This window comes from Variovorax sp. GW821-FHT10D07 (assembly GCF_059415325.1).
In genome coordinates this window covers 99,671-116,596 of record NZ_JBWKMZ010000012.1, presented here as the reverse complement: position 1 = coordinate 116,596, position 16,926 = coordinate 99,671, and the positions used below count along the sequence as shown (strand labels likewise).

Annotated in this window: 21 protein-coding genes; 11 read left to right on the top strand and 10 right to left on the bottom strand. The window is 64.4% G+C overall.

From position 1 onward, the window contains the following. Positions 1-2: 2 nt before the first annotated feature. From AC07PU_RS29710 to AC07PU_RS29690, 5 genes are all read left to right on the top strand, one after another. On the top strand, positions 3-752 hold the full coding sequence (locus AC07PU_RS29710) for an electron transfer flavoprotein subunit beta/FixA family protein (RefSeq protein WP_208507727.1): 750 nt from the start codon (positions 3-5) through the stop codon (positions 750-752). Between the two features lie 14 nt (positions 753-766). Further along, positions 767-1,699 (top strand): electron transfer flavoprotein subunit alpha/FixB family protein, encoded by a 933-nt coding sequence (locus tag AC07PU_RS29705; RefSeq protein WP_495321927.1) that lies wholly within the window; start codon positions 767-769, stop codon positions 1,697-1,699. A 14-nt stretch (positions 1,700-1,713) separates the two neighbouring features. Further along, positions 1,714-2,685, top strand: a complete 972-nt coding sequence (locus AC07PU_RS29700) for an NAD(P)H-dependent flavin oxidoreductase (protein WP_495321926.1) — start codon at positions 1,714-1,716, stop codon at positions 2,683-2,685. A gap of 805 nt (positions 2,686-3,490) precedes the next feature. Beyond that, positions 3,491-4,279 carry a hypothetical protein gene (locus AC07PU_RS29695; RefSeq protein ID WP_495321925.1) on the top strand — a complete coding sequence of 263 codons (789 nt, stop codon included), beginning with the start codon at positions 3,491-3,493 and terminating at the stop codon, positions 4,277-4,279. Positions 4,280-4,316: 37 nt separating this feature from the next. Continuing rightward, positions 4,317-4,745, top strand: a complete 429-nt coding sequence (locus AC07PU_RS29690; protein ID WP_490877744.1) for a hypothetical protein — start codon at positions 4,317-4,319, stop codon at positions 4,743-4,745. A gap of 215 nt (positions 4,746-4,960) precedes the next feature. On the opposite strand, the gene AC07PU_RS29685 is transcribed toward AC07PU_RS29690, so the two are convergent. The 5 genes from AC07PU_RS29685 to AC07PU_RS29665 form a co-directional block, all read right to left on the bottom strand. Beyond that, positions 4,961-5,365 (bottom strand): hypothetical protein, encoded by a 405-nt coding sequence (locus AC07PU_RS29685; protein ID WP_490877745.1) that lies wholly within the window; start codon positions 5,363-5,365, stop codon positions 4,961-4,963. A 171-nt stretch (positions 5,366-5,536) separates the two neighbouring features. Beyond that, on the bottom strand, positions 5,537-5,728 hold the full coding sequence (locus AC07PU_RS29680) for a hypothetical protein (RefSeq protein ID WP_495321924.1): 192 nt from the start codon (positions 5,726-5,728) through the stop codon (positions 5,537-5,539). A 174-nt stretch (positions 5,729-5,902) separates the two neighbouring features. After that, positions 5,903-6,355 (bottom strand): hypothetical protein, encoded by a 453-nt coding sequence (locus AC07PU_RS29675; RefSeq protein WP_490877747.1) that lies wholly within the window; start codon positions 6,353-6,355, stop codon positions 5,903-5,905. Between the two features lie 205 nt (positions 6,356-6,560). Further along, positions 6,561-7,277 carry a hypothetical protein gene (locus AC07PU_RS29670; RefSeq protein WP_495321922.1) on the bottom strand — a complete coding sequence of 239 codons (717 nt, stop codon included), beginning with the start codon at positions 7,275-7,277 and terminating at the stop codon, positions 6,561-6,563. Positions 7,278-7,647: 370 nt separating this feature from the next. Beyond that, the gene (locus tag AC07PU_RS29665) at positions 7,648-8,025 is read right to left on the bottom strand and encodes a hypothetical protein (protein WP_495321921.1); all 378 of its coding nucleotides are present in this window, start codon (positions 8,023-8,025) and stop codon (positions 7,648-7,650) included. A 363-nt stretch (positions 8,026-8,388) separates the two neighbouring features. Here AC07PU_RS29665 and AC07PU_RS29660 point away from each other — a divergent pair, with 363 nt between their 5' ends. The 3 genes from AC07PU_RS29660 to AC07PU_RS29650 are packed head-to-tail and all read left to right on the top strand — an operon-like array spanning position 8,389 to position 11,340. Next, entirely contained in the window at positions 8,389-8,958 is a 570-nt protein-coding gene (locus AC07PU_RS29660; RefSeq protein WP_495321920.1) for a TRAP transporter small permease, read from the top strand. Beyond that, the gene (locus AC07PU_RS29655; protein ID WP_057590991.1) at positions 8,955-10,253 is read left to right on the top strand and encodes a TRAP transporter large permease; all 1,299 of its coding nucleotides are present in this window, start codon (positions 8,955-8,957) and stop codon (positions 10,251-10,253) included. Before AC07PU_RS29660 ends, AC07PU_RS29655 begins: the two co-directional genes overlap by 4 nt. A gap of 49 nt (positions 10,254-10,302) precedes the next feature. Then, positions 10,303-11,340 carry a DctP family TRAP transporter solute-binding subunit gene (locus AC07PU_RS29650; protein ID WP_208512118.1) on the top strand — a complete coding sequence of 346 codons (1,038 nt, stop codon included), beginning with the start codon at positions 10,303-10,305 and terminating at the stop codon, positions 11,338-11,340. 28 nt (positions 11,341-11,368) lie between these two features. Here the strand turns inward: AC07PU_RS29650 and AC07PU_RS29645 are convergent, their stop codons facing one another. Further along, positions 11,369-12,334, bottom strand: coding sequence for a GlxA family transcriptional regulator (locus AC07PU_RS29645; RefSeq protein WP_495321919.1), 966 nt, complete (start codon positions 12,332-12,334; stop codon positions 11,369-11,371). A gap of 105 nt (positions 12,335-12,439) precedes the next feature. Here AC07PU_RS29645 and AC07PU_RS29640 point away from each other — a divergent pair, with 105 nt between their 5' ends. Next, positions 12,440-13,270 (top strand): dienelactone hydrolase family protein, encoded by an 831-nt coding sequence (locus tag AC07PU_RS29640; protein ID WP_495321918.1) that lies wholly within the window; start codon positions 12,440-12,442, stop codon positions 13,268-13,270. Positions 13,271-13,329: 59 nt separating this feature from the next. Next, positions 13,330-14,307 carry a nucleoside hydrolase gene (locus AC07PU_RS29635; RefSeq protein WP_495321917.1) on the top strand — a complete coding sequence of 326 codons (978 nt, stop codon included), beginning with the start codon at positions 13,330-13,332 and terminating at the stop codon, positions 14,305-14,307. Positions 14,308-14,338: 31 nt separating this feature from the next. Here the strand turns inward: AC07PU_RS29635 and AC07PU_RS29630 are convergent, their stop codons facing one another. The 3 genes from AC07PU_RS29630 to AC07PU_RS29620 are packed head-to-tail and all read right to left on the bottom strand — an operon-like array spanning position 14,339 to position 15,819. Beyond that, positions 14,339-14,767, bottom strand: coding sequence for a hypothetical protein (locus tag AC07PU_RS29630; RefSeq protein WP_495321915.1), 429 nt, complete (start codon positions 14,765-14,767; stop codon positions 14,339-14,341). Between the two features lie 9 nt (positions 14,768-14,776). Next, positions 14,777-15,523 (bottom strand): hypothetical protein, encoded by a 747-nt coding sequence (locus AC07PU_RS29625; protein ID WP_495321914.1) that lies wholly within the window; start codon positions 15,521-15,523, stop codon positions 14,777-14,779. Beyond that, entirely contained in the window at positions 15,496-15,819 is a 324-nt protein-coding gene (locus AC07PU_RS29620; protein WP_093354062.1) for a winged helix-turn-helix transcriptional regulator, read from the bottom strand. Before AC07PU_RS29620 ends, AC07PU_RS29625 begins: the two co-directional genes overlap by 28 nt. A 141-nt stretch (positions 15,820-15,960) precedes the next feature. Between AC07PU_RS29620 and gstA the strand changes: the two genes are divergently transcribed. Further along, positions 15,961-16,593, top strand: coding sequence for a glutathione transferase GstA (gstA, locus tag AC07PU_RS29615; protein ID WP_093354060.1), 633 nt, complete (start codon positions 15,961-15,963; stop codon positions 16,591-16,593). Here gstA and AC07PU_RS29610 read toward each other — a convergent pair. Then, positions 16,586-16,921: a peptidyl-tRNA hydrolase gene (locus tag AC07PU_RS29610; RefSeq protein WP_495321913.1), complete on the bottom strand. Its 336-nt coding sequence runs from the start codon at positions 16,919-16,921 to the stop codon at positions 16,586-16,588. The genes gstA and AC07PU_RS29610 overlap by 8 nt on opposite strands. Positions 16,922-16,926 lie beyond the last annotated feature (5 nt).

Sequence of the window (16,926 nt, the reverse complement as noted above, 5' to 3'; positions counted from 1 at the left end):
CCATGAAGATTCTCGTGCCCGTCAAACGGGTCGTCGACTACAACGTGAAGGTGCGCGTCAAGAGCGACGGCACGGGCGTGGACATCGCCAACGTCAAGATGAGCATGAACCCCTTCGACGAGATCGCCGTCGAAGAGGCCGTGCGCCTGAAGGAGAAGGGCGTGGTGACCGAGGTCATCGCCGTCTCGTGCGGCGACGCCAAATCGCAGGAAACCCTGCGCACCGCGATGGCCATCGGCGCCGACCGCGGCATCCTGGTCGAGACCTCGGAAGAGCTGCAGCCGCTGGCCGTGGCCAAGCTGCTCAAGGCGCTGGTCGACAAGGAACAGCCCTCGCTCATCATCCTGGGCAAGCAGGCCATCGACGACGATGCCAACCAGACCGGCCAGATGCTGGCCGCGCTGGCCGACCTGCCTCAAGCCACCTTCGCCTCGAAGGTCGAAGTCGCCGGCGACAAGGCCAACGTGACCCGCGAAGTCGACGGCGGCCTCGAGACCGTCTCGCTCACGCTGCCGGCCGTCATCACGACCGACCTGCGCCTGAACGAGCCGCGCTACGTCACGCTGCCCAACATCATGAAGGCCAAGAAGAAGCAGCTCGACACTTTCAAGCCCGAGGACCTCGGCGTGGACGTCAAGCCGCGGCTGAAGACGCTGAAGGTCTCGGAACCGCCGAAGCGCGGTGCCGGCATCAAGGTGCCCGATGTCGCCACGCTGGTGGACAAGCTGAAGAACGAAGCCAAAGTGATCTGAGGAAGACAACGAACATGACCGCACTCGTCATTGCCGAACACGACCACGCCAGCATCAAGCCGGCCACCCTCAACACCGTGACCGCCGCGCTCGCCTGCGGTGGCGACGTCCACGTGCTCGTGGCCGGTGCCAACGCGGCCGAAGCCGCCAAGGCCGCCGCCCAGATCGCTGGCGTCACCAAGGTCATCGCGGCCGACAGCCCGAGCCTCGCCGAGAACCTCGCTGAGAACGTCGCCGCACAGGTCCTGGCCATCGCCGGCAACTACAGCCACATCCTGTTCCCCTCGACCGCCAACGGCAAGAACGTCGCACCGCGCGTGGCCGCCAAGCTCGACGTCGCGCAGATCAGCGACATCACCAAGGTCGACAGCCCCGATACCTTCGAGCGTCCGATCTACGCGGGCAATGCGATCGCCACCGTGCAGAGCAGCGATGCGACCAAGGTCATCACCGTTCGCACCACCGGCTTCGATGCAGCCGCCGCCACCGGTGGCAGCGCAACGGTCGAGACCGCCGAAGGCGTGGCCGACAGCGGCAAGAGCAGCTTCGTGGGCCGCGAGGTCACGAAGAGCGAGCGCCCCGAACTGACGGCCGCCAAGATCATCGTCTCGGGCGGCCGCGCCCTGGGCAGCGCCGAGAAGTTCACCGAAGTGATGGCCCCGCTGGCCGACAAGCTCAACGCGGGCCTGGGTGCCAGCCGCGCCGCCGTCGACGCGGGCTATGCCCCGAACGACTGGCAAGTGGGCCAGACCGGCAAGATCGTGGCGCCGCAGCTGTACATCGCCGCGGGCATCTCGGGCGCGATCCAGCATCTGGCCGGCATGAAGGACTCGAAGGTGATCGTGGCGATCAACAAGGACGAGGAAGCGCCGATCTTCTCGGTGGCCGACTATGGCCTCGTGGCCGACCTGTTCACGGCCGTGCCCGAGCTGGTGAAGACGCTGTAAGAGGAAGCGCCCGCATGAAGACCCGCATCACCGAGCTGCTCGGCATCCGCTACCCGATCGTGCAGGGCGGCATGCAGTGGGTGGGCCGCGCCGAACTGGCCGCGGCCGTCTCCAACGCCGGCGGCCTGGGCATCGTGACCGCGCTCACGCAGCCCACGCCCGACGACCTGCGCCGCGAGGTCGAGCGCACCCGCGCGCTGACCGACAAGCCCTTCGGCGTGAACCTCACGATCCTGCCGGCCGTGAAGCCGCCGCCGTACGCCGAGTACGTGCAGGCGATCATCGACAGCGGCGTGAAGATCGTGGAGACCGCGGGCAACAGCCCGAAGGACTTCATCGAGGCGCTCAAGCGCCACGACGTGAAGATCGTCCACAAGTGCACCTCGGTGCGCCACGCGCTGTCGGCCGAACGCAATGGCGTGGACGCCGTGTCGGTCGACGGCTTCGAGTGCGCGGGCCATCCGGGCGAGGACGACGTGCCGGGCCTGATCCTGCTGCCGATCGCGGCGCGCAAGCTGCGCATTCCGATCATCGCCTCGGGCGGCATCGCCGACGGCCGCGGCATGGCGGCCGCGCTGGCGCTCGGCGCCGAGGGCGTGAACATGGGCACGCGCTTCTGCGTGACCAGGGAAGCGCCGATCCACGACAACATCAAGCAGGCGCTGGTGGACGCGAGCGAACGCGACACTAAGCTGATGTTCCGCACCATGCGCAACACCGCGCGCGTGTTCCGCAACGCGATCTCCGAAGAGGTGGTGGCCACGGAGAACCGTCCGGGCGGCTGCGAGTTCGAGGAGATCCGCCCGCTGGTGGCAGGCGCGCGCGGCCGCGCCGCGCTGGAGTCGGGCGCGGTGCAGGACGGCGTGGTCTCCGCCGGCCAATGCATCGGGCTGATCGACGACATCCCGACTTGCGCCGAACTGCTGGAGCGCATGGTGCGCGAGTGCCGCGAGCATCTGGAGCGGGCGCGGTCCTGGATGGACTGAGTCTTTTCTTGCTCGCTCGCATCGGGGGGCGATCACGCCGACGGGGCACCTTGCTCCGCGAATGTCCCCCGGCCTTCGGCCTCCTCCTTGATTTCGCTGCGCAAGGCACCCCATCGGCGTGATCGTTGAGCCGCTGCGAGCCGACATCACACAGTCCCGCGAGGCGCGCGCGCAGCGCATCGCGGAAGCTGCATCTAGTCGCGGTTGCCTCGACTTCGTGCCGAACGGCACGGCAGCTTGCCGGCTTCTTCTCTAGAGTGAATGCCCCTCTCACTCGATACCCCAACTAGGGGAGAAGAAAGGCGCAACACACCCAACACCACCGAGATGTTTGAAGGCTGCTCGCCTCGCGGCAGGTTGTCGGTGCGAAAGCAGCGATGCAGATGCGAGGTATCAAAAGGCGACGGCCAGGATGTAGCGAGCACCCTGACCGTCTAACCAAGTTCGTGCAATACCCTCGAAAGGACGCACAAAAATGGCTACCAAGACTATAGCCCGGCGTCGCACGCCGGTATCTCCCGGAGAAACCGCCCAAGGCCCGGGGGATCTCCTCGAAAACACCCTTTCCCAACTCGAAGCTCTACTGTGGGTCTGCCACGGTAAAGACATCGATTGGTGCAGCGGTGATGGGCCTCGACAACTGGACAACCTGCTCTGGCTTGCGGCTGGACTTGCACGCGAAGCGGGGGTGTTGTTTCAGATGAGCGAGAAGGCGCGGCATGGAGCGCTTGAGGCTGGCGGGTAGGGGCTGGTCTGCGGGCTGCGGGTTCGCGGCCCGCTCTGTGAGGACAGGTCCCTTGGCGCGATGGCTGAAGCCTTCGTGATGGAGAAGATTCGGTTTGGTAGAGGCTTGAAGGGTTGGTCTCGGTGGCAGCTCTATGCTCCATGCCGATCGTCGACAAACAATGCGAGCAGCCTCCTTGGAAAGATTGCCAACATTCTTTGGCCCTGCGCGAGTAGGTATTCGCGACCAGAGCCAGACATTGCGAGCAGAAGGCAAAATCCGACCATCGAAGCTGACATTGGGGAAGTGATGGAGCTGGCAGCGAATGCGAAGGTCTTGCGATGGTTCCGGGAGTACCGCGCATATTGCAGTATTGGACTGTTGGTCATTGCTGGCTTGATGTTGATGCACCGAGCAGAAATGAGGGCTCCCGCCGAGAAGACCCTCACGGTGCGTGACGCAATGCTGGAGTACGTCGGCCCGATAGAGAAAGCAATCAGCAGGTCTGGCATCAACCATGGAACGACGAAGTTCGACGCCGGTCTGGGCATTGGCGTCGCAAACTACATTGACCACGATGAACTCATGCTGAGACTGCGGCCCGTTCTCTATCTTCCCTTTGCATCGATTCTCAGCGTCACACAAGAGCAAGCGGGCGCCGTTGAAGCCGCCGGCCCCAGATTGCGGATAGGGATTCACTTGGGAGAGGTCGTCACGTTGGAGGGTACTGCTGGACCCGTTCTGTCATATCAGGCATATGTCGGGAAAATCGAGCAACGTCGCGACTTCTGGTTGATGGGGGCCATCGTGGCAGCAGCAGTCGCCCTGGCCATCTATGTTGGGACGTCGCGTGTACGCATGCGCGAGTAGCGACGCAGTCGGCCACAACCGGTCCTTCGAGCCCTGCATGATGTCGAACTACAGCCACTTATGGGACGGTACCGAGCCAGGCTGGGTACTTTTGCAGGTCCATCGACAGACATCGACCCTCGCGGTGCTGTTTGATGAGCCCGGAGCGACCCTTCAAGAAATCCAGGCACTACGCCGCGTGGTGCCCGAATTCACTGCACTGCCTGCCCAGCAGGCCGTCCTGCAGCTTCGCGGACGTTGGCGCATCGACCTCGGGGAAATGGAGTCTCGGGAAGCCCGAAGGCTGATTAAGAGGCTGCGGGATCGCGGCCTACGCGTGGAAGAGCAAACGCTGGACCGCAGTGGTTACCTGCCGTTCAACGAAGTTTCGAAGATGGCACTGCTCATTGAAGATGAGGTTGAAAGTAGAGCCGTGGCAGCCGAAGCTTTGAGGCAAGGAATCCCGGTTCGACAGGTCGAGAGCTAAATCACTTCAGAAGGCTTGGCTACTCAAACGACCGGGACGAATGGCTGCTCTGGAGCAAGCCCGAATTCCGCTTCGGGCCCATTGCGGTCATTCGTGATCTGCGGTAGCGGACATTCGCAGCGAAGCTCCCTAACGCCCCACCAGCGCCTTGTGGTGCGTAGCTTATCAAGTCAAATTTCCTGAGCAATGACGAAAAGCCCTGACAAGGCCGCCCTTTAATTTTTCAAAGTTATCTCGATACCGCCATGAATTTCCATCACATGCACATAGGGTATCGACACTAGTATTCGACGACAGCTATCAACATCGTTCGCGACAACTAACTGCCCCATTGGCCGCAACGTCTGCATGACCTTCAAGCTCTCTATCTCATCAAATCGCAGGTCATCATCGTCTGTCACTGTTTCATTTCCGAGCTTGGATGCGTCAGGGACAATCATGTAGGAAATTTCCCCCGAGGTTGTTTTCCACTCTGCAAAAACTCTGCCTACTGGAGCGAGATGAGAAAGAATGTTTTTCCAGATGTTTGAATTCAATTTCGAATAATTAGCTGTTCGGGTATGCAAGCTTTTCTCTTCTAGCGCGCCATAGCCTTCTTCTGTAGTGGCATTGCGCGGCATCAGGTCAAACGTGCCGAACCCGCTGCAAGACGCAACACTTCCGTCAGGCCAGTGAGGGTGATCGCGAGGAAGACCACGTTCGCTCCTTTTTGATTGCGTGGATGACCGAGTGACCGCTTCTGGCCGCATCCTGCCACACCTGCGCCGCCGCTATCGGGGCCAAGAGCCGAGCTAGTCGACGTACCCGGCCTCTTTCAGATAGTGCGCAATCAGGGCGTCTAAGTCCTCGTCCGACACTTCAAATCCACTTTCCAAATTCGACCACCGGCGTATGGCGATGAAAGCGCCTGGACTGAGGTTCGGATACTCAAGCCCGAGGATAATGTCGAGCGCCCGCGCGTCGAGCGAGCCATCGGCCTCCATCAAAGACTTGAAGAGCTTCGAGGCAGGTCTTCCCGATACAAGAGACTCCAACATTTGCATGAACCTCAGAGAAAAAAGGGGAGTGATAAGCGCGCGTCCACTTCGAGGCCCTCGTTGAAAGGTAGATGCGAGTGACCGGTCCTGGCCGACTGTAGCCAGCTGCCGTCCTCGCTCCTACGTCGCTCCAACACCCGTTTGCGATACGCGCTTGGTCGGAGCTTCGGCGAAGTTCCAGCCGGAGGCAGTCAGCAACTCGTTCCAATTGACCGCATCGTAGGTGTAGTCGGCCTTGAAAGAACCGTCGCCTCTCGACACACGGAACTTGCAATGGGAGAACGGGCCTTGCGAGCGGCCCGCGAGGCTGGCCCGTAGCGTTCGGAGCAGGCCATCGAGCGCAGGCGGAGCGACGATTGCCACTTCGTCAAGGCCAGTGGCCGTGCGGATAAGGTAGCTTCCCGTCAGGTCGCTTTGCTCGTCATCGACGTAGTAGTCGAGGACCAGTTCATTCCACCCCGATTCAAGCAGCGGCGACACGCTGTCCAGAATCGGCTGAAACAGCTCCGCTGGGTCCTTCAATGCCTTCTCCTTGTTGTGCGAACGAGCCAGTCGGCCGAAATCAGACTGCATGCGCGACCGACTCCTTTTGGCCGGATTCTGCCGTAGCAGGCTCCGGCCGCCCTCAGCGGAGAGCCATCTCACTCCAGAAATCATTCCGGCCAGGCGGACGACACGGTCGCGAGGCCCCACAGAAGGAAACTGGACGATCGCAGTGAGCATTGGGCAATGGACCAAACTCTGCGCTCTAGCCCTCACCGCCCGGTCGACTAGTCGACTAGTCGACCGGGCGATTTTCGCGCAGGTGCTTTTGCAAGTCCCGCTCGGCCAGAAACGACAGCAGGTCCTCCATCTCCACCCTGGAACTCTGTCGGCGGATGATGTTCAAGCGTCGAATGGCAATGTTTTCGCGCTGGTAGGCATGAAGCTTGTGATGACCATCAACAATGAACTCAGCCCATGCCTTGCAATGCGATATGGTGACAACGACTGGTCGCTCTCCACATTGAATTGCTTGTGCGTGACGATCTATCGTGGGCCGAGACAAGGCTGCTCGGGGATGAGTGGCAATCATGGCCCCGAAGCCGGGATAGAACTGAGTTACGTCCAATGCCATCTCCGGCCGCACTTCGTGCTCCACAACGTACGAATCGGCTGGCACGTCTTCCAGTACGAAGACGTACTGCCCAGGCACCAAGATGGCAGCAACCTCTTGGAAATGCTTCCTCAATGGCTGGTCGTCCGGAACGGGAGCCTCCACGGAGCGCCTTAGTCGCGTAAGTGCGTGATTCTGTTGAGACGCGACGGCACGCACGAGGTGCTGACCCACGCTTCCTTCGCAATCCGCCCAGTAGGCCGCGACGATCTCATGTGAAATCCGTAACACCGCCTCAAAATCATCGACCCGAACGTCGAGTACTCCACCTGGCGACACTGCCACGACTTCTTCCTCTCGGAGGACTTTGTGGCTCTGCGGATGGAAGATTCCGCTCACGCTGTTGCTCATAGGCGGGGTGGCATCTAGATGTAGTTAGGAGGGCTCGGTGCGGTTACCGGACTCGATATCGTTTGCCTGGAGTTCTACGCTGCTCAAACTGCCGCCACGACAGGAGACCTGCCATTGGCCGAGCTGCGGTTCAAGGAGCTTCGCGGCCGAAACAGACGCTTGCCGGGAGTGAAATGCACTGACTTTGCGCGCCTAGCCAACATACCACTGATCGATTCGATATGAGATCTTCTCAACTTTGAATCCCGTAGCAGCCGCAAATTGATCGATCTGCTCGGCGATGTCGACCGTGATGACACCCCACACATGGAGTCGGACCTCAGGCATTGCTGCGACTGGGCTATTCCAGAGCAGCCATTCACATGTCTCGCCTCCAGACTCTGGCAATGCTCATCGACTCATCCAACTCGACCCAGAGAAGCGTATTTGGCATGCGGAGATCCACCGGAAGTTGGACCGCAGGCACATCACGCGGAGCACCGCCGTCGGCAAGTCCATTGCCAGGATGCAACAAGACCCGTATCTGCCCCCTCGCAAGCGAGCCGAAGACAACCGCAGGGACTTTTTTCAGCCAATCGGCTGGGTACTTCTCTTTTTCGATCAATTGGTCCTCCTCGTCCGATGCCAACACTTCGATTTGCACCGTGGCTGCGAAGGTCTGCTTCTGGCCGCATTCTGCGACGGAGCCGAGCCGACTGCCGGCAACCCGTCCGAGGCGAACGTTGAGCGCAGTCATACCAAAGTCGACCGCGGTCGAACCACCCACCTCCCCCCCGCACCCACCATGCACAGGGCACCGGGTGCTTCCCGCAGCGAAATAAAGGAGGAGGCCGAAGGCCGGGGGACATTCGCGGAGGGAAGCACCCGGTGTCCTGTGCACGCCCCGGACGCCCCAGGCAACCGCCCATAGCCGCCAAAACGCAGAAAACCTACCCCTTCCCACGTCCTCAAAACGCAGGCCACAGCTAAGGAAACCCCCGATATATCAGTGGACATTGACGCCCCAGAATCGACGCCAGCTCCCCTGTCGAGGTGTACGGATCGCGTCCCGGCGACCGCCCGGTGACATGGCGCCTGCCCCAGCTGCCCGTTTCCTCCGATGACCACTCCTCCTGAGTCCGGCCCCACGCTGGACGCCGCCAGCCCCCTCCCCCCCGACATCGAAGCCGCCGACGAGCCCACCAAGGTGCCCCTGGGCATCGAGGACTGGCTCACCGTGCTCATCATGGGCGCGCTCGCGCTCATCACCTTCGCCAACGTCCTGGTGCGCTACTTCACCGACTCCTCCTTCGCCTGGACCGAGGAGGTCTCCGTGTTCCTGATGATCATGCTGGCGCTGGTCGCCGGCTCGGCCGCGGTCGCGCGCGACCGCCACATCCGCATCGAGTACTTCGCCGAGAGCGGCTCGATGGCGCGGCGCCGCCGGCTGGCCCAGTTCGGCGCGCTGATGATCGCCGCGCTGTTCGGCCTGATCGCCGCGCTCAGCGTGCGCATGGTCTGGGACGACTACCGCTTCGAGGAGACCTCGCCCGGCATCGGCGTGCCGGCCTGGTGGTATTCGATCTGGCTGCCGATCGTGTCGCTGGCCATCGCGCTGCGCGCCATCGGGCTGTTCGTGCGGCGCGGCCGCAAGCACAAGAACAACGACCAGCAGGACGCCGCCGAATGATCGCCACGCTCCTGTTCGTCGCCTTCCTGCTGATGATGCTGGTGGGCGTGCCCATCGGCGCCGCGCTCGGCCTGGCCGGCGCGGCCTGCATCGCGCTCGCCAACACCGACGCCCAGTGGTTCGGCCTGCTCGCCGTGCCGCAGAACTTCTATGCCGGCCTCGGCAAGTACCCGCTGCTCGCCATTCCGATGTTCGTGCTGGTCGGCTCGATCTTCGACCGCTCGGGGGTCGCGCTACGGCTGGTGAACTTCGCCATCGCCATCGTGGGCCGCGGCTCCGGCATGCTGCCGCTGGTGGCGATCGCGGTCGCGATGTTCCTCGGCGGCATCTCGGGCTCGGGCCCGGCCAATGCCGCCGCCGTGGGCGCGGTGATGATCGCCGCGATGTCGCGCGCCGGCTATCCGGCCGCCTACTCGGCCAGCGTGGTCGGCGCCGCCGCGGCCACCGACATCCTGATCCCGCCCTCTGTGGCCTTCATCGTCTATTCGGTGCTGGTGCCCGGCGCCTCGGTGCCCGCACTGTTCGCCGCCGGCATGGTGCCCGGCGTGCTGGCCGGCCTGGCGCTGATGATTCCGGCCGTGTGGCTGGCGCGCAAGCACAAGATGGGCGCGCTCGAATCCACCCTGCCGCGCCCGCCGTTCTGGAAGAGCTTCCGTGAAGCCACCTGGGGCCTGGCGGCGCCGGTGCTGATCCTCGGCGGCATGCGCGCGGGCTGGTTCACGCCCACCGAGGCCGCCGTGGTCGCCGTGTTCTACGGTCTCTTCGTCGGCATGTGCATCCACCGCACCATCAAGGTCCGCGACCTGTTCGTCATCCTGCGCGAATCGGGCGAGCTCTCGGCGGTGATCCTGCTGGTGGTCTCGCTCGCGGGCATCTTCGCCTACTCGCTGTCGACGCTCGGCGTGATCGATCCGGTGACGCGCGCCATCGTCAACTCGGGCCTGGGCGAATACGGCGTGCTCGCGCTGCTGATCCTGCTGCTCATCACCGTCGGCATGTTCCTCGACGGTGTCTCGATCTTCCTGATCTTCGTGCCGCTCTTGCTGCCGATCGTGCAGTACTACAAGTGGGACCCGGTCTGGTTCGGCGTGATCCTCACGCTCAAGGTCGCGCTCGGCCAGTTCACGCCGCCGCTGGCCGTCAACCTGATGGTGTCGTGCCGCATCGCCAAGGTGCGCATGGAGGAGACCGTGCGCTGGGTCGGCTGGATGCTGTTCTCGATGTTCGTGGTGATGGTGCTCGTTATCGCCTTCCCCGAACTCGCGCTGTGGCTGCCGCGCAAGCTCGGCTACTGATGAACGTGCCCGCGGCCGCCCGACTTTTTTCAACGAGGAGATAGATCAGATGAAATTCCGCCGCACCCTGCTCGGCCTCGCCGCCGTCGCGACCGCCCTGGGCATGTTCTCGTCGGGCGCCATGGCGCAGGCCACCTACAAGGCCGAGTACAAGATGTCGCTGGTGCTGGGCCCGCCCACGCCCTGGGGCCAGGCCGGGAAGATCTGGGCCGACCTCGTGAAGGAGCGCACCCAGGGCCGCATCAACATCAAGCTGTACCCGGGCGTGTCGCTCATTCAAGGCGACCAGACGCGCGAGTTCAGCGCGCTGCGCCAGGGCGTGATCGACATGGCCGTGGGCTCGACCATCAACTGGTCGCCGCAGGTCAAGCAGCTCAACCTGTTCTCGATGCCCTTCCTGATGCCCGACTACGCGGCCATCGACGCCCTCACGCAGGGCGAGGTCGGCCAGGAGATCTTCAAGACCCTCGACAAGGCCGGCGTGGTGCCGCTGGCCTGGGGGGAGAACGGCTTCCGCGAGATCACCAACTCGAAGCGGCCGATCAAGACGCCGGCCGACGTCAAGGGCATGAAGATCCGCGTCGTCGGTTCGCCGATCTATTCCGACATGCTGACCGCGCTGGGCGCCAACCCCACGCAGATGAGCTGGGCCGATGCGCAGCCCGCGCTCGCCAGCGGCGCCGTCGACGGCCAGGAGAACCCGCTGTTCCTGTTCACCGTGCTCAAGATGCACACCGTGGGCCAGAAGTTCGTGACCACCTGGGGCTATGTCGCCGACCCGCTGGTGTTCGTGGTCAACAAGGAGATCTGGGCCTCGTGGACGCCGGCCGACCAGGCCATCGTGCGCCAGGCCGCGATCGACGCCGGCAAGGAAGAAATCGTCATCGCGCGCAAGGGCCTGGTGGAAGCCGACAAGCCCGTGCTCAAGGACATCGCGGCCATGGGCGTGACCGTCACCAGCCTCACGCCCGCGGAACGCGACGCCTTCGTGAAGGCCACGCGCCCGGTGTACGAGAAGTGGAAGCCGACCGTGGGTGCCGACCTCGTGGCGCGCGCCGAGAAGGCGATCGCGGCGCGCAAGAAGTAAGAGCAAACGCCGCGCGGGCCGGCGCGCCTCAGTTGCGATAGCGGCTGGGGTTCGCGCCCGCCACCTTCTTCATCAGGCGCCGCAGCGCGGTGGCGTCCTGATACCCGACGGCGCCGGCCACCTGGTCGACCGTCATGCGGCTGGATTCGAGCAGCGCCCGCGCGCGCCGCAGTCGCACCCCCTGCAGCAGCGCCTGCGTGCTCTTGCCGGTGGCCTTCATCACGTGGCGCGCGAGCGTGCGCTCCGACATGCAGAACTCGCGCGCCAGCTCGCTCACCGAGGGTGGCGCGGGCAGCGCCGCTTCCACGCGCGCCGCGAGCCGCGCCACCAGATCGTTGCCGTTGGCCAGCAGCTCGGGAACGATGAATGGCGCCTGCGCCTGGCGCCCGTCGATCAGCAGCAGCCGCGACACCAGATCGGTGAGCACACTGCCGCAGCGTTCGCGCAGCAGGTGCAGCATCAGGTCGGTCTGCGCGAACGCCGCGCCGGCCGTGACCACCGGGCCGTCGGCGCAGACCATGCGGTCGACGTCGACCGTGCAATCGGGCGCCATGCGCTTGAGCAGCGCGGCATACCACCACGAGGTGGTCGCGCGGCGGCCCTGCAGCAGGCCCGCCGCATTGAGCAGGAACACCGCCGAGCACGAGGCCGCGACCTGGCCGCCGGCGCGCGCATGGCGCGCGAGCCCGTCGATGGCGCGCGCGGCGTCCTCGCTCTCGAGGCAGCGACGGATCTGCTCGGGCGTGTCGAGCCCGAGCCCCGGCACCACCCAGGTCGAGCGGTCGTCGCGCGCGCGCGTCGGCAGGCGCACGGTGTCGATGTGCATGCCCGAGCGCAACGCAACCATGCCGCCGGCCGGCGAGCACAGCCGCCAGCGCGGCGGCGCCACGCCGGCGCGCGCGGCCACCGAGCGCGCGGCGCCGAGGATGTCGGCCGTGGCGGCGACGCTGGAGGCGAAGGCGCCGGGCAGCACCAGGATCGTGAAGTCGTGCATAGGAGGGCTTTGTCCGATTTGGCCCTGAAACAGTCAAACAGGACACTGCCATTCTGAACGGCCGGTGGGCCCAATACAAGCTTCATCCACCCTGCTGCCCACGCCATGACCCACGCATCCGCAACTCGCCCGCTCGACCGCGACGACCCGCTCGACGACTTCTCCTCGCGCGAGATCGAACTCGACGGCGTCGCCAAGAAGGTCTACCTGATGGGCAGCGGCCCCGCCGTGATCGTGATGACCGAGATGCCCGGCATCAGTCCGCAGGTAGCGCGCTTCGCGCGCTGGGTGCGCGATGCGGGCTTCACCGTCTACATGCCCTCGCTGTTCGGCCGCGACGGGGCCGTGCCGCAGGCCGAGGAAGGCGCGGCGGTGTTCAAGCGCGCCTGCGTGAGCGCCGAGTTCCGCGCCTTCGCGTCGAACGCCTCGAGCCCCGTCACGCAATGGCTGCGCGCGCTCGCGCGGCTCGCGCATGCCGAATGCGGCGGCCCCGGCGTGGGCGCGATCGGCATGTGCTTCACCGGCAACTTCGCGCTGTCGATGATGCTCGAGCGCGCCGTGCTCGCGCCCGTGGTGTGCCAGCCCTCGCTGCCGGTCGACGACGCGGCCGGCACCAACGTGGCGGCCGACGAGCTGGCCGCCGTGCGCGAGCGGCTGGAACGCGAGGACCTGACGGTGATGGCCTACCGCTTCGACGGCGACAGGTTCTGCAAGGCCGAGCGCTTCGCCGCCTTCTCGCAGGCGCTCGGCGACCGCTTCCTGGCGCGCGTGCTGCCCGACAGCGCGGCCAATCCCGTCACGCCGCCCTTCTTCGCCCACGTGGTCGCGAGCCCGCACAGCGTGGTCACCGCGCACCTGATCGACGAGGCCGGACAGCCGACCATCGCGGCGCGCGACGAGATCCTGGCCTTCTTCGCCAGGCGGCTCCTGGGCTGAAGCTCTGGCAGACTGGCTGCCCGCAGGCGCGCGCCCCGTCGCGCCTGCATGGAGCCCGCATGCCGACGAACACGCCCCCGCTTTCCGACGACACCACCGTCCACACGCTGATCATCGACACCGACCCCGGTGCCGACGACGTGATCGCGCTGCTGCTCGCCATGGCCTCGCCCGAGCGCCTGAAGATCCAGGCGCTGACGACGGTGGCCGGCAACGTGCCGCTCGCCAAGACCTCGCGCAACGCGCGGCTGGCGCGCGAGTGGGGGCAGCGGCCCGACATTCCGGTCCACGGCGGCGCGCAGCGTCCCTTGCTGCGCACGCCGATCTACGCGGCGGACATCCACGGCAGCGAGGGCATCACCGGCGTGCAGGTGCACGAGCCCGCGCAGCCGCTGGCCGAGGGGCATGCGGTCGACTACCTCATCGACACCCTGCGCGCCGCGCCCGCGCAGAGCGTGACGCTCGCGATGCTCGGCCCGCAGACCAACCTCGCGCTGGCGCTCGCGCAGGCGCCCGACATCGTGCGCGGCCTGCGCGAGCTGGTGCTCATGGCCGGCGCGCATTTCAACGGCGGCAACATCACGCCGACGGCCGAGTTCAACGTCTTCGCCGATCCGCATGCGGCCGAGATCGTGCTCGGAAGCGGCGTGCCGATCACCATGCTGCCGCTGGACCTCACGCACAAGGTGCTGGCCACGCCCGAGCGCATCGCGCGGCTGCGCGGCCTCGGCAACCAGGCGGGCCGGATCGTGGCCGACATCCTCGATGCCTATGTGCGGCACGACATGCAGTACTACGGCCTGCCCGGCGGGCCGGTGCATGACGCGACCGTGGTCGGCTACCTGCTGCAGCCTTCGCTGTTCGGCGGCCGATGGGTCAACATGGCGATCGACAGCCGCGAGGGGCTGGGGTTCGGGCAGACGGTGGTGGACTGGTATGGGGGGTTGAAGAAGCCGGCGAACGTGCGCTGGATCACGGAGGGGGATGCGCAGGGGTTCTTCGACTTGCTGACGCAGGGGATCGGGCGCTTGCCTTGAGTTGCACTGCTTGAATGACGACGCTGTTTCGTCATTTCTCTCGAGAGCGTCCAATGGACTCGAGCACCTCGACGGCTTTCCGCAGCTCCGTCCATTCCAGAGGCAACTCGTGAACCCATTCGAGGCTGCAGCCATTGAACCCCGATCGAATGATCAACCGGTACGTCATGGGATGGATGTAGGCCAAGTCTCCCAGGGCTGCGACACCGACTCTTGCCGTTCGGATCGAGTTCAGCAGATCCGCCGCTAAGCCCTGCTGCAATTGAAATGGAAGCCCCTGCCGGCGCTCCTGGATCGGCAGGTCCTGCATCCAATCCATGCCCACGAACTCCGTTTTCCAACAGCGGGTGATGCAGGTGTCCGGGGCGATCTCATCGATCTCGACCCAGACGGCAACACCCACCTGATTCGGCCGCTCGAACGGAGGAGACGCGCCGAACTGGACGGTCCAGGTATTCATTGCCGATCGCTATTGCTGGGTAACGTTCGGACCACCGCCCGCCGCAACGCAGGAAAGAAACATCCTGCGGCTCAATCCATTGAACTGATCGACGCCCGAGCTTGCGTAGACGTCGTCAATGATCGAGCCCAGGATCCTGCCGGTGGATAGGGAATTCGCCGCGAGCAATGTCGCCCTGGCTTGATCGATCGTCTTCCCTTGTTCCTTGAGCCCGTAGACGTAGCGCGGCACCTTCAGCACTCCAAAGCAGGACTGAGAAATCGCGTGGTGTCTGGCTTCAACGGGAAGGTGGAGTACCTTGGCGCATCGCATGAAGCGTTCGCCAGCCAGTGCCTCTGGCGTGATCGACTCGCGAGAGAACTGGTCCAAGTCCAGCAGGTCTTCCTCTATCGCCTGGCTGCCAAGAGAAGCCTTCGTGACGTCCCGCGCCTTCTGAGGCGTGATCTGGTTCTCTCGCAGAAGACTGGTCAGTTCCCACAAGCGCTTCGAGTAGTGAAAGCAATACTCCAATTCCGGCCCGCCCCCGGAACCAACAGGAACAGGGTAGTCCGCCAGGCTGCCAAATCCCGGTGGCTTCGCTTGCGGGGCATTCGGCGGGCTCGAGCAACCCGCGGCAAGGGCGATCAGCAAAGAGAGAACGATGCGATTCGTGATCATTGTTGGGTGCTTTTTGGTTGAGCCACGAAGGTGCATGGAGAGAATGAAGGCAACCCGGTCGAGCGAACGCGTCAGCCCGCGGCCCTGGCCTTCAGCCACAGCCCGAATTCCATCATCACGCTGACGACAGGCTTCAGGCGCTCGCCGTCCGGCGTGAGCTGGTACACGACCTTGACCGGCACCGTGGCATGGACGGTTCGCTGCACGAGCCCGGCCTCTTCGAGCGCGCGCAGGTCCAGGGTCAGCGAACGCTGGGAAATGCCGGGCACGTCGCGGCGCAATTCGTTGAATCGCTTGGGTCCATCGACAAGATAGGACACCAGCAGCAGTCGCCAGCGGCCGCCCAGGAGGCGCATGGCTTCCTCGACGGAACAACCCGAGACGTTCGATTTCATAGCACGCGATTGAGAAGAAGGCCGCAGGTATATTTTTTTAACCTAGAGGCAGTTTATGTGCCTTCTTCCAAATCCCCGCCCGGTTCCTAACATGGCCCGAGGTGCTCTCCAGCGCCGTACCTCCCGCCCATCGAAGAACCCATGAAGCTCTACTACATCCCCGGCGCCTGCTCGCTCTCGCCCCACATCGTGCTGAACGAACTGGGCCTCGACTTCGACCTCGTCAAGGTCGACCACAAGACGCACAGGACGCAGGACGGCCGCGACTTCCGCGAACTCAGCCCCTTCGGCTATGTCCCGCTGCTCGAGCTCGACGATGGCACGTTGCTGCGCGAAGGCCCCGCCATCGTCCAGTACCTGGCCGACCTGAAGCCGGCATCGCGCCTCGCGCCGGAGAACGGCAGCCTCGAGCGCTATCGCCTGCAGGAATGGCTGAGCTTCCTGACCTCGGAAATCCACAAGGGCTTCATTCCCCTGCTCTATGCCGTGCTCGCCGGAAAGTACGGCGTCGAGACCGCGAAGCCCAAGCTCGAGCAGCGCTATGCCTGGATCGACGAGCAGCTTGCCGGCCGCGACTACCTGATGGGCGATGGCTTCACGGCCGCCGACGCCTACCTCTATGCGCTGACCCAATGGGGCCAGGCCGCATGGCTGGCGTCCGTCTACAGAGCCGACATCCATTTCGATGGGCTGGACAACCTGCGGGCCTGGTATCAACGCGTGCGGGCACGGCCCGCGGTTCGCAAGGCGCTCGATACCGAAGGGCTCAAGTAGGCGACTCCAGCGCGGCGGGCGATGCCTCTTTGTAGAGCCGAAGAAACTTGAACATCTTCGGCCACTCTTCCCGAGGCTTGAAGACGATCGCCACCTCCCGGTTCTCCAAGGCGGATTCGGTCAAGACCAGATGGTCCGCGACCTGTTTCGCATTCTCGAACTCCTTGGCATTTGCCTTGCAGACCGCCTTGAAGAAAGGACCGGCCAGCCATTGCCGCGTTTCGGGCTCGTCCTGAAACTTGAGATAGCCGGCCAGCGAGGCATGGGCGACCGCGACCATCGCAAAGCCCAACGGAATGTCGTCTCGAACCAGGATGTACATCTTCATGCGAT

What these genes read in the sequence shown, in the direction of transcription:
- AC07PU_RS29690 (WP_490877744.1), top strand. Translation starts at nt 4,317, where the DNA reads ATGATGTCGAACTACAGCCACTTATGGGACGGTACCGAGCCAGGCTGG.
- AC07PU_RS29705 (WP_495321927.1), top strand. Translation starts at nt 767, where the DNA reads ATGACCGCACTCGTCATTGCCGAACACGACCACGCCAGCATCAAGCCG.
- AC07PU_RS29655 (WP_057590991.1), top strand. Translation starts at nt 8,955, where the DNA reads ATGATCGCCACGCTCCTGTTCGTCGCCTTCCTGCTGATGATGCTGGTG.
- AC07PU_RS29630 (WP_495321915.1), bottom strand. Translation starts at nt 14,767, where the DNA reads ATGAATACCTGGACCGTCCAGTTCGGCGCGTCTCCTCCGTTCGAGCGG.
- AC07PU_RS29640 (WP_495321918.1), top strand. Translation starts at nt 12,440, where the DNA reads ATGACCCACGCATCCGCAACTCGCCCGCTCGACCGCGACGACCCGCTC.
- AC07PU_RS29680 (WP_495321924.1), bottom strand. Translation starts at nt 5,728, where the DNA reads ATGGAGGCCGATGGCTCGCTCGACGCGCGGGCGCTCGACATTATCCTC.
- AC07PU_RS29660 (WP_495321920.1), top strand. Translation starts at nt 8,389, where the DNA reads ATGACCACTCCTCCTGAGTCCGGCCCCACGCTGGACGCCGCCAGCCCC.
- AC07PU_RS29675 (WP_490877747.1), bottom strand. Translation starts at nt 6,355, where the DNA reads ATGCAGTCTGATTTCGGCCGACTGGCTCGTTCGCACAACAAGGAGAAG.
- AC07PU_RS29650 (WP_208512118.1), top strand. Translation starts at nt 10,303, where the DNA reads ATGAAATTCCGCCGCACCCTGCTCGGCCTCGCCGCCGTCGCGACCGCC.
- AC07PU_RS29695 (WP_495321925.1), top strand. Translation starts at nt 3,491, where the DNA reads ATGGCTGAAGCCTTCGTGATGGAGAAGATTCGGTTTGGTAGAGGCTTG.
- AC07PU_RS29700 (WP_495321926.1), top strand. Translation starts at nt 1,714, where the DNA reads ATGAAGACCCGCATCACCGAGCTGCTCGGCATCCGCTACCCGATCGTG.
- AC07PU_RS29610 (WP_495321913.1), bottom strand. Translation starts at nt 16,921, where the DNA reads ATGAAGATGTACATCCTGGTTCGAGACGACATTCCGTTGGGCTTTGCG.
- AC07PU_RS29635 (WP_495321917.1), top strand. Translation starts at nt 13,330, where the DNA reads ATGCCGACGAACACGCCCCCGCTTTCCGACGACACCACCGTCCACACG.
- AC07PU_RS29620 (WP_093354062.1), bottom strand. Translation starts at nt 15,819, where the DNA reads ATGAAATCGAACGTCTCGGGTTGTTCCGTCGAGGAAGCCATGCGCCTC.
- AC07PU_RS29645 (WP_495321919.1), bottom strand. Translation starts at nt 12,334, where the DNA reads ATGCACGACTTCACGATCCTGGTGCTGCCCGGCGCCTTCGCCTCCAGC.
- AC07PU_RS29685 (WP_490877745.1), bottom strand. Translation starts at nt 5,365, where the DNA reads ATGCCGCGCAATGCCACTACAGAAGAAGGCTATGGCGCGCTAGAAGAG.
- gstA (WP_093354060.1), top strand. Translation starts at nt 15,961, where the DNA reads ATGAAGCTCTACTACATCCCCGGCGCCTGCTCGCTCTCGCCCCACATC.
- AC07PU_RS29665 (WP_495321921.1), bottom strand. Translation starts at nt 8,025, where the DNA reads ATGACTGCGCTCAACGTTCGCCTCGGACGGGTTGCCGGCAGTCGGCTC.
- AC07PU_RS29710 (WP_208507727.1), top strand. Translation starts at nt 3, where the DNA reads ATGAAGATTCTCGTGCCCGTCAAACGGGTCGTCGACTACAACGTGAAG.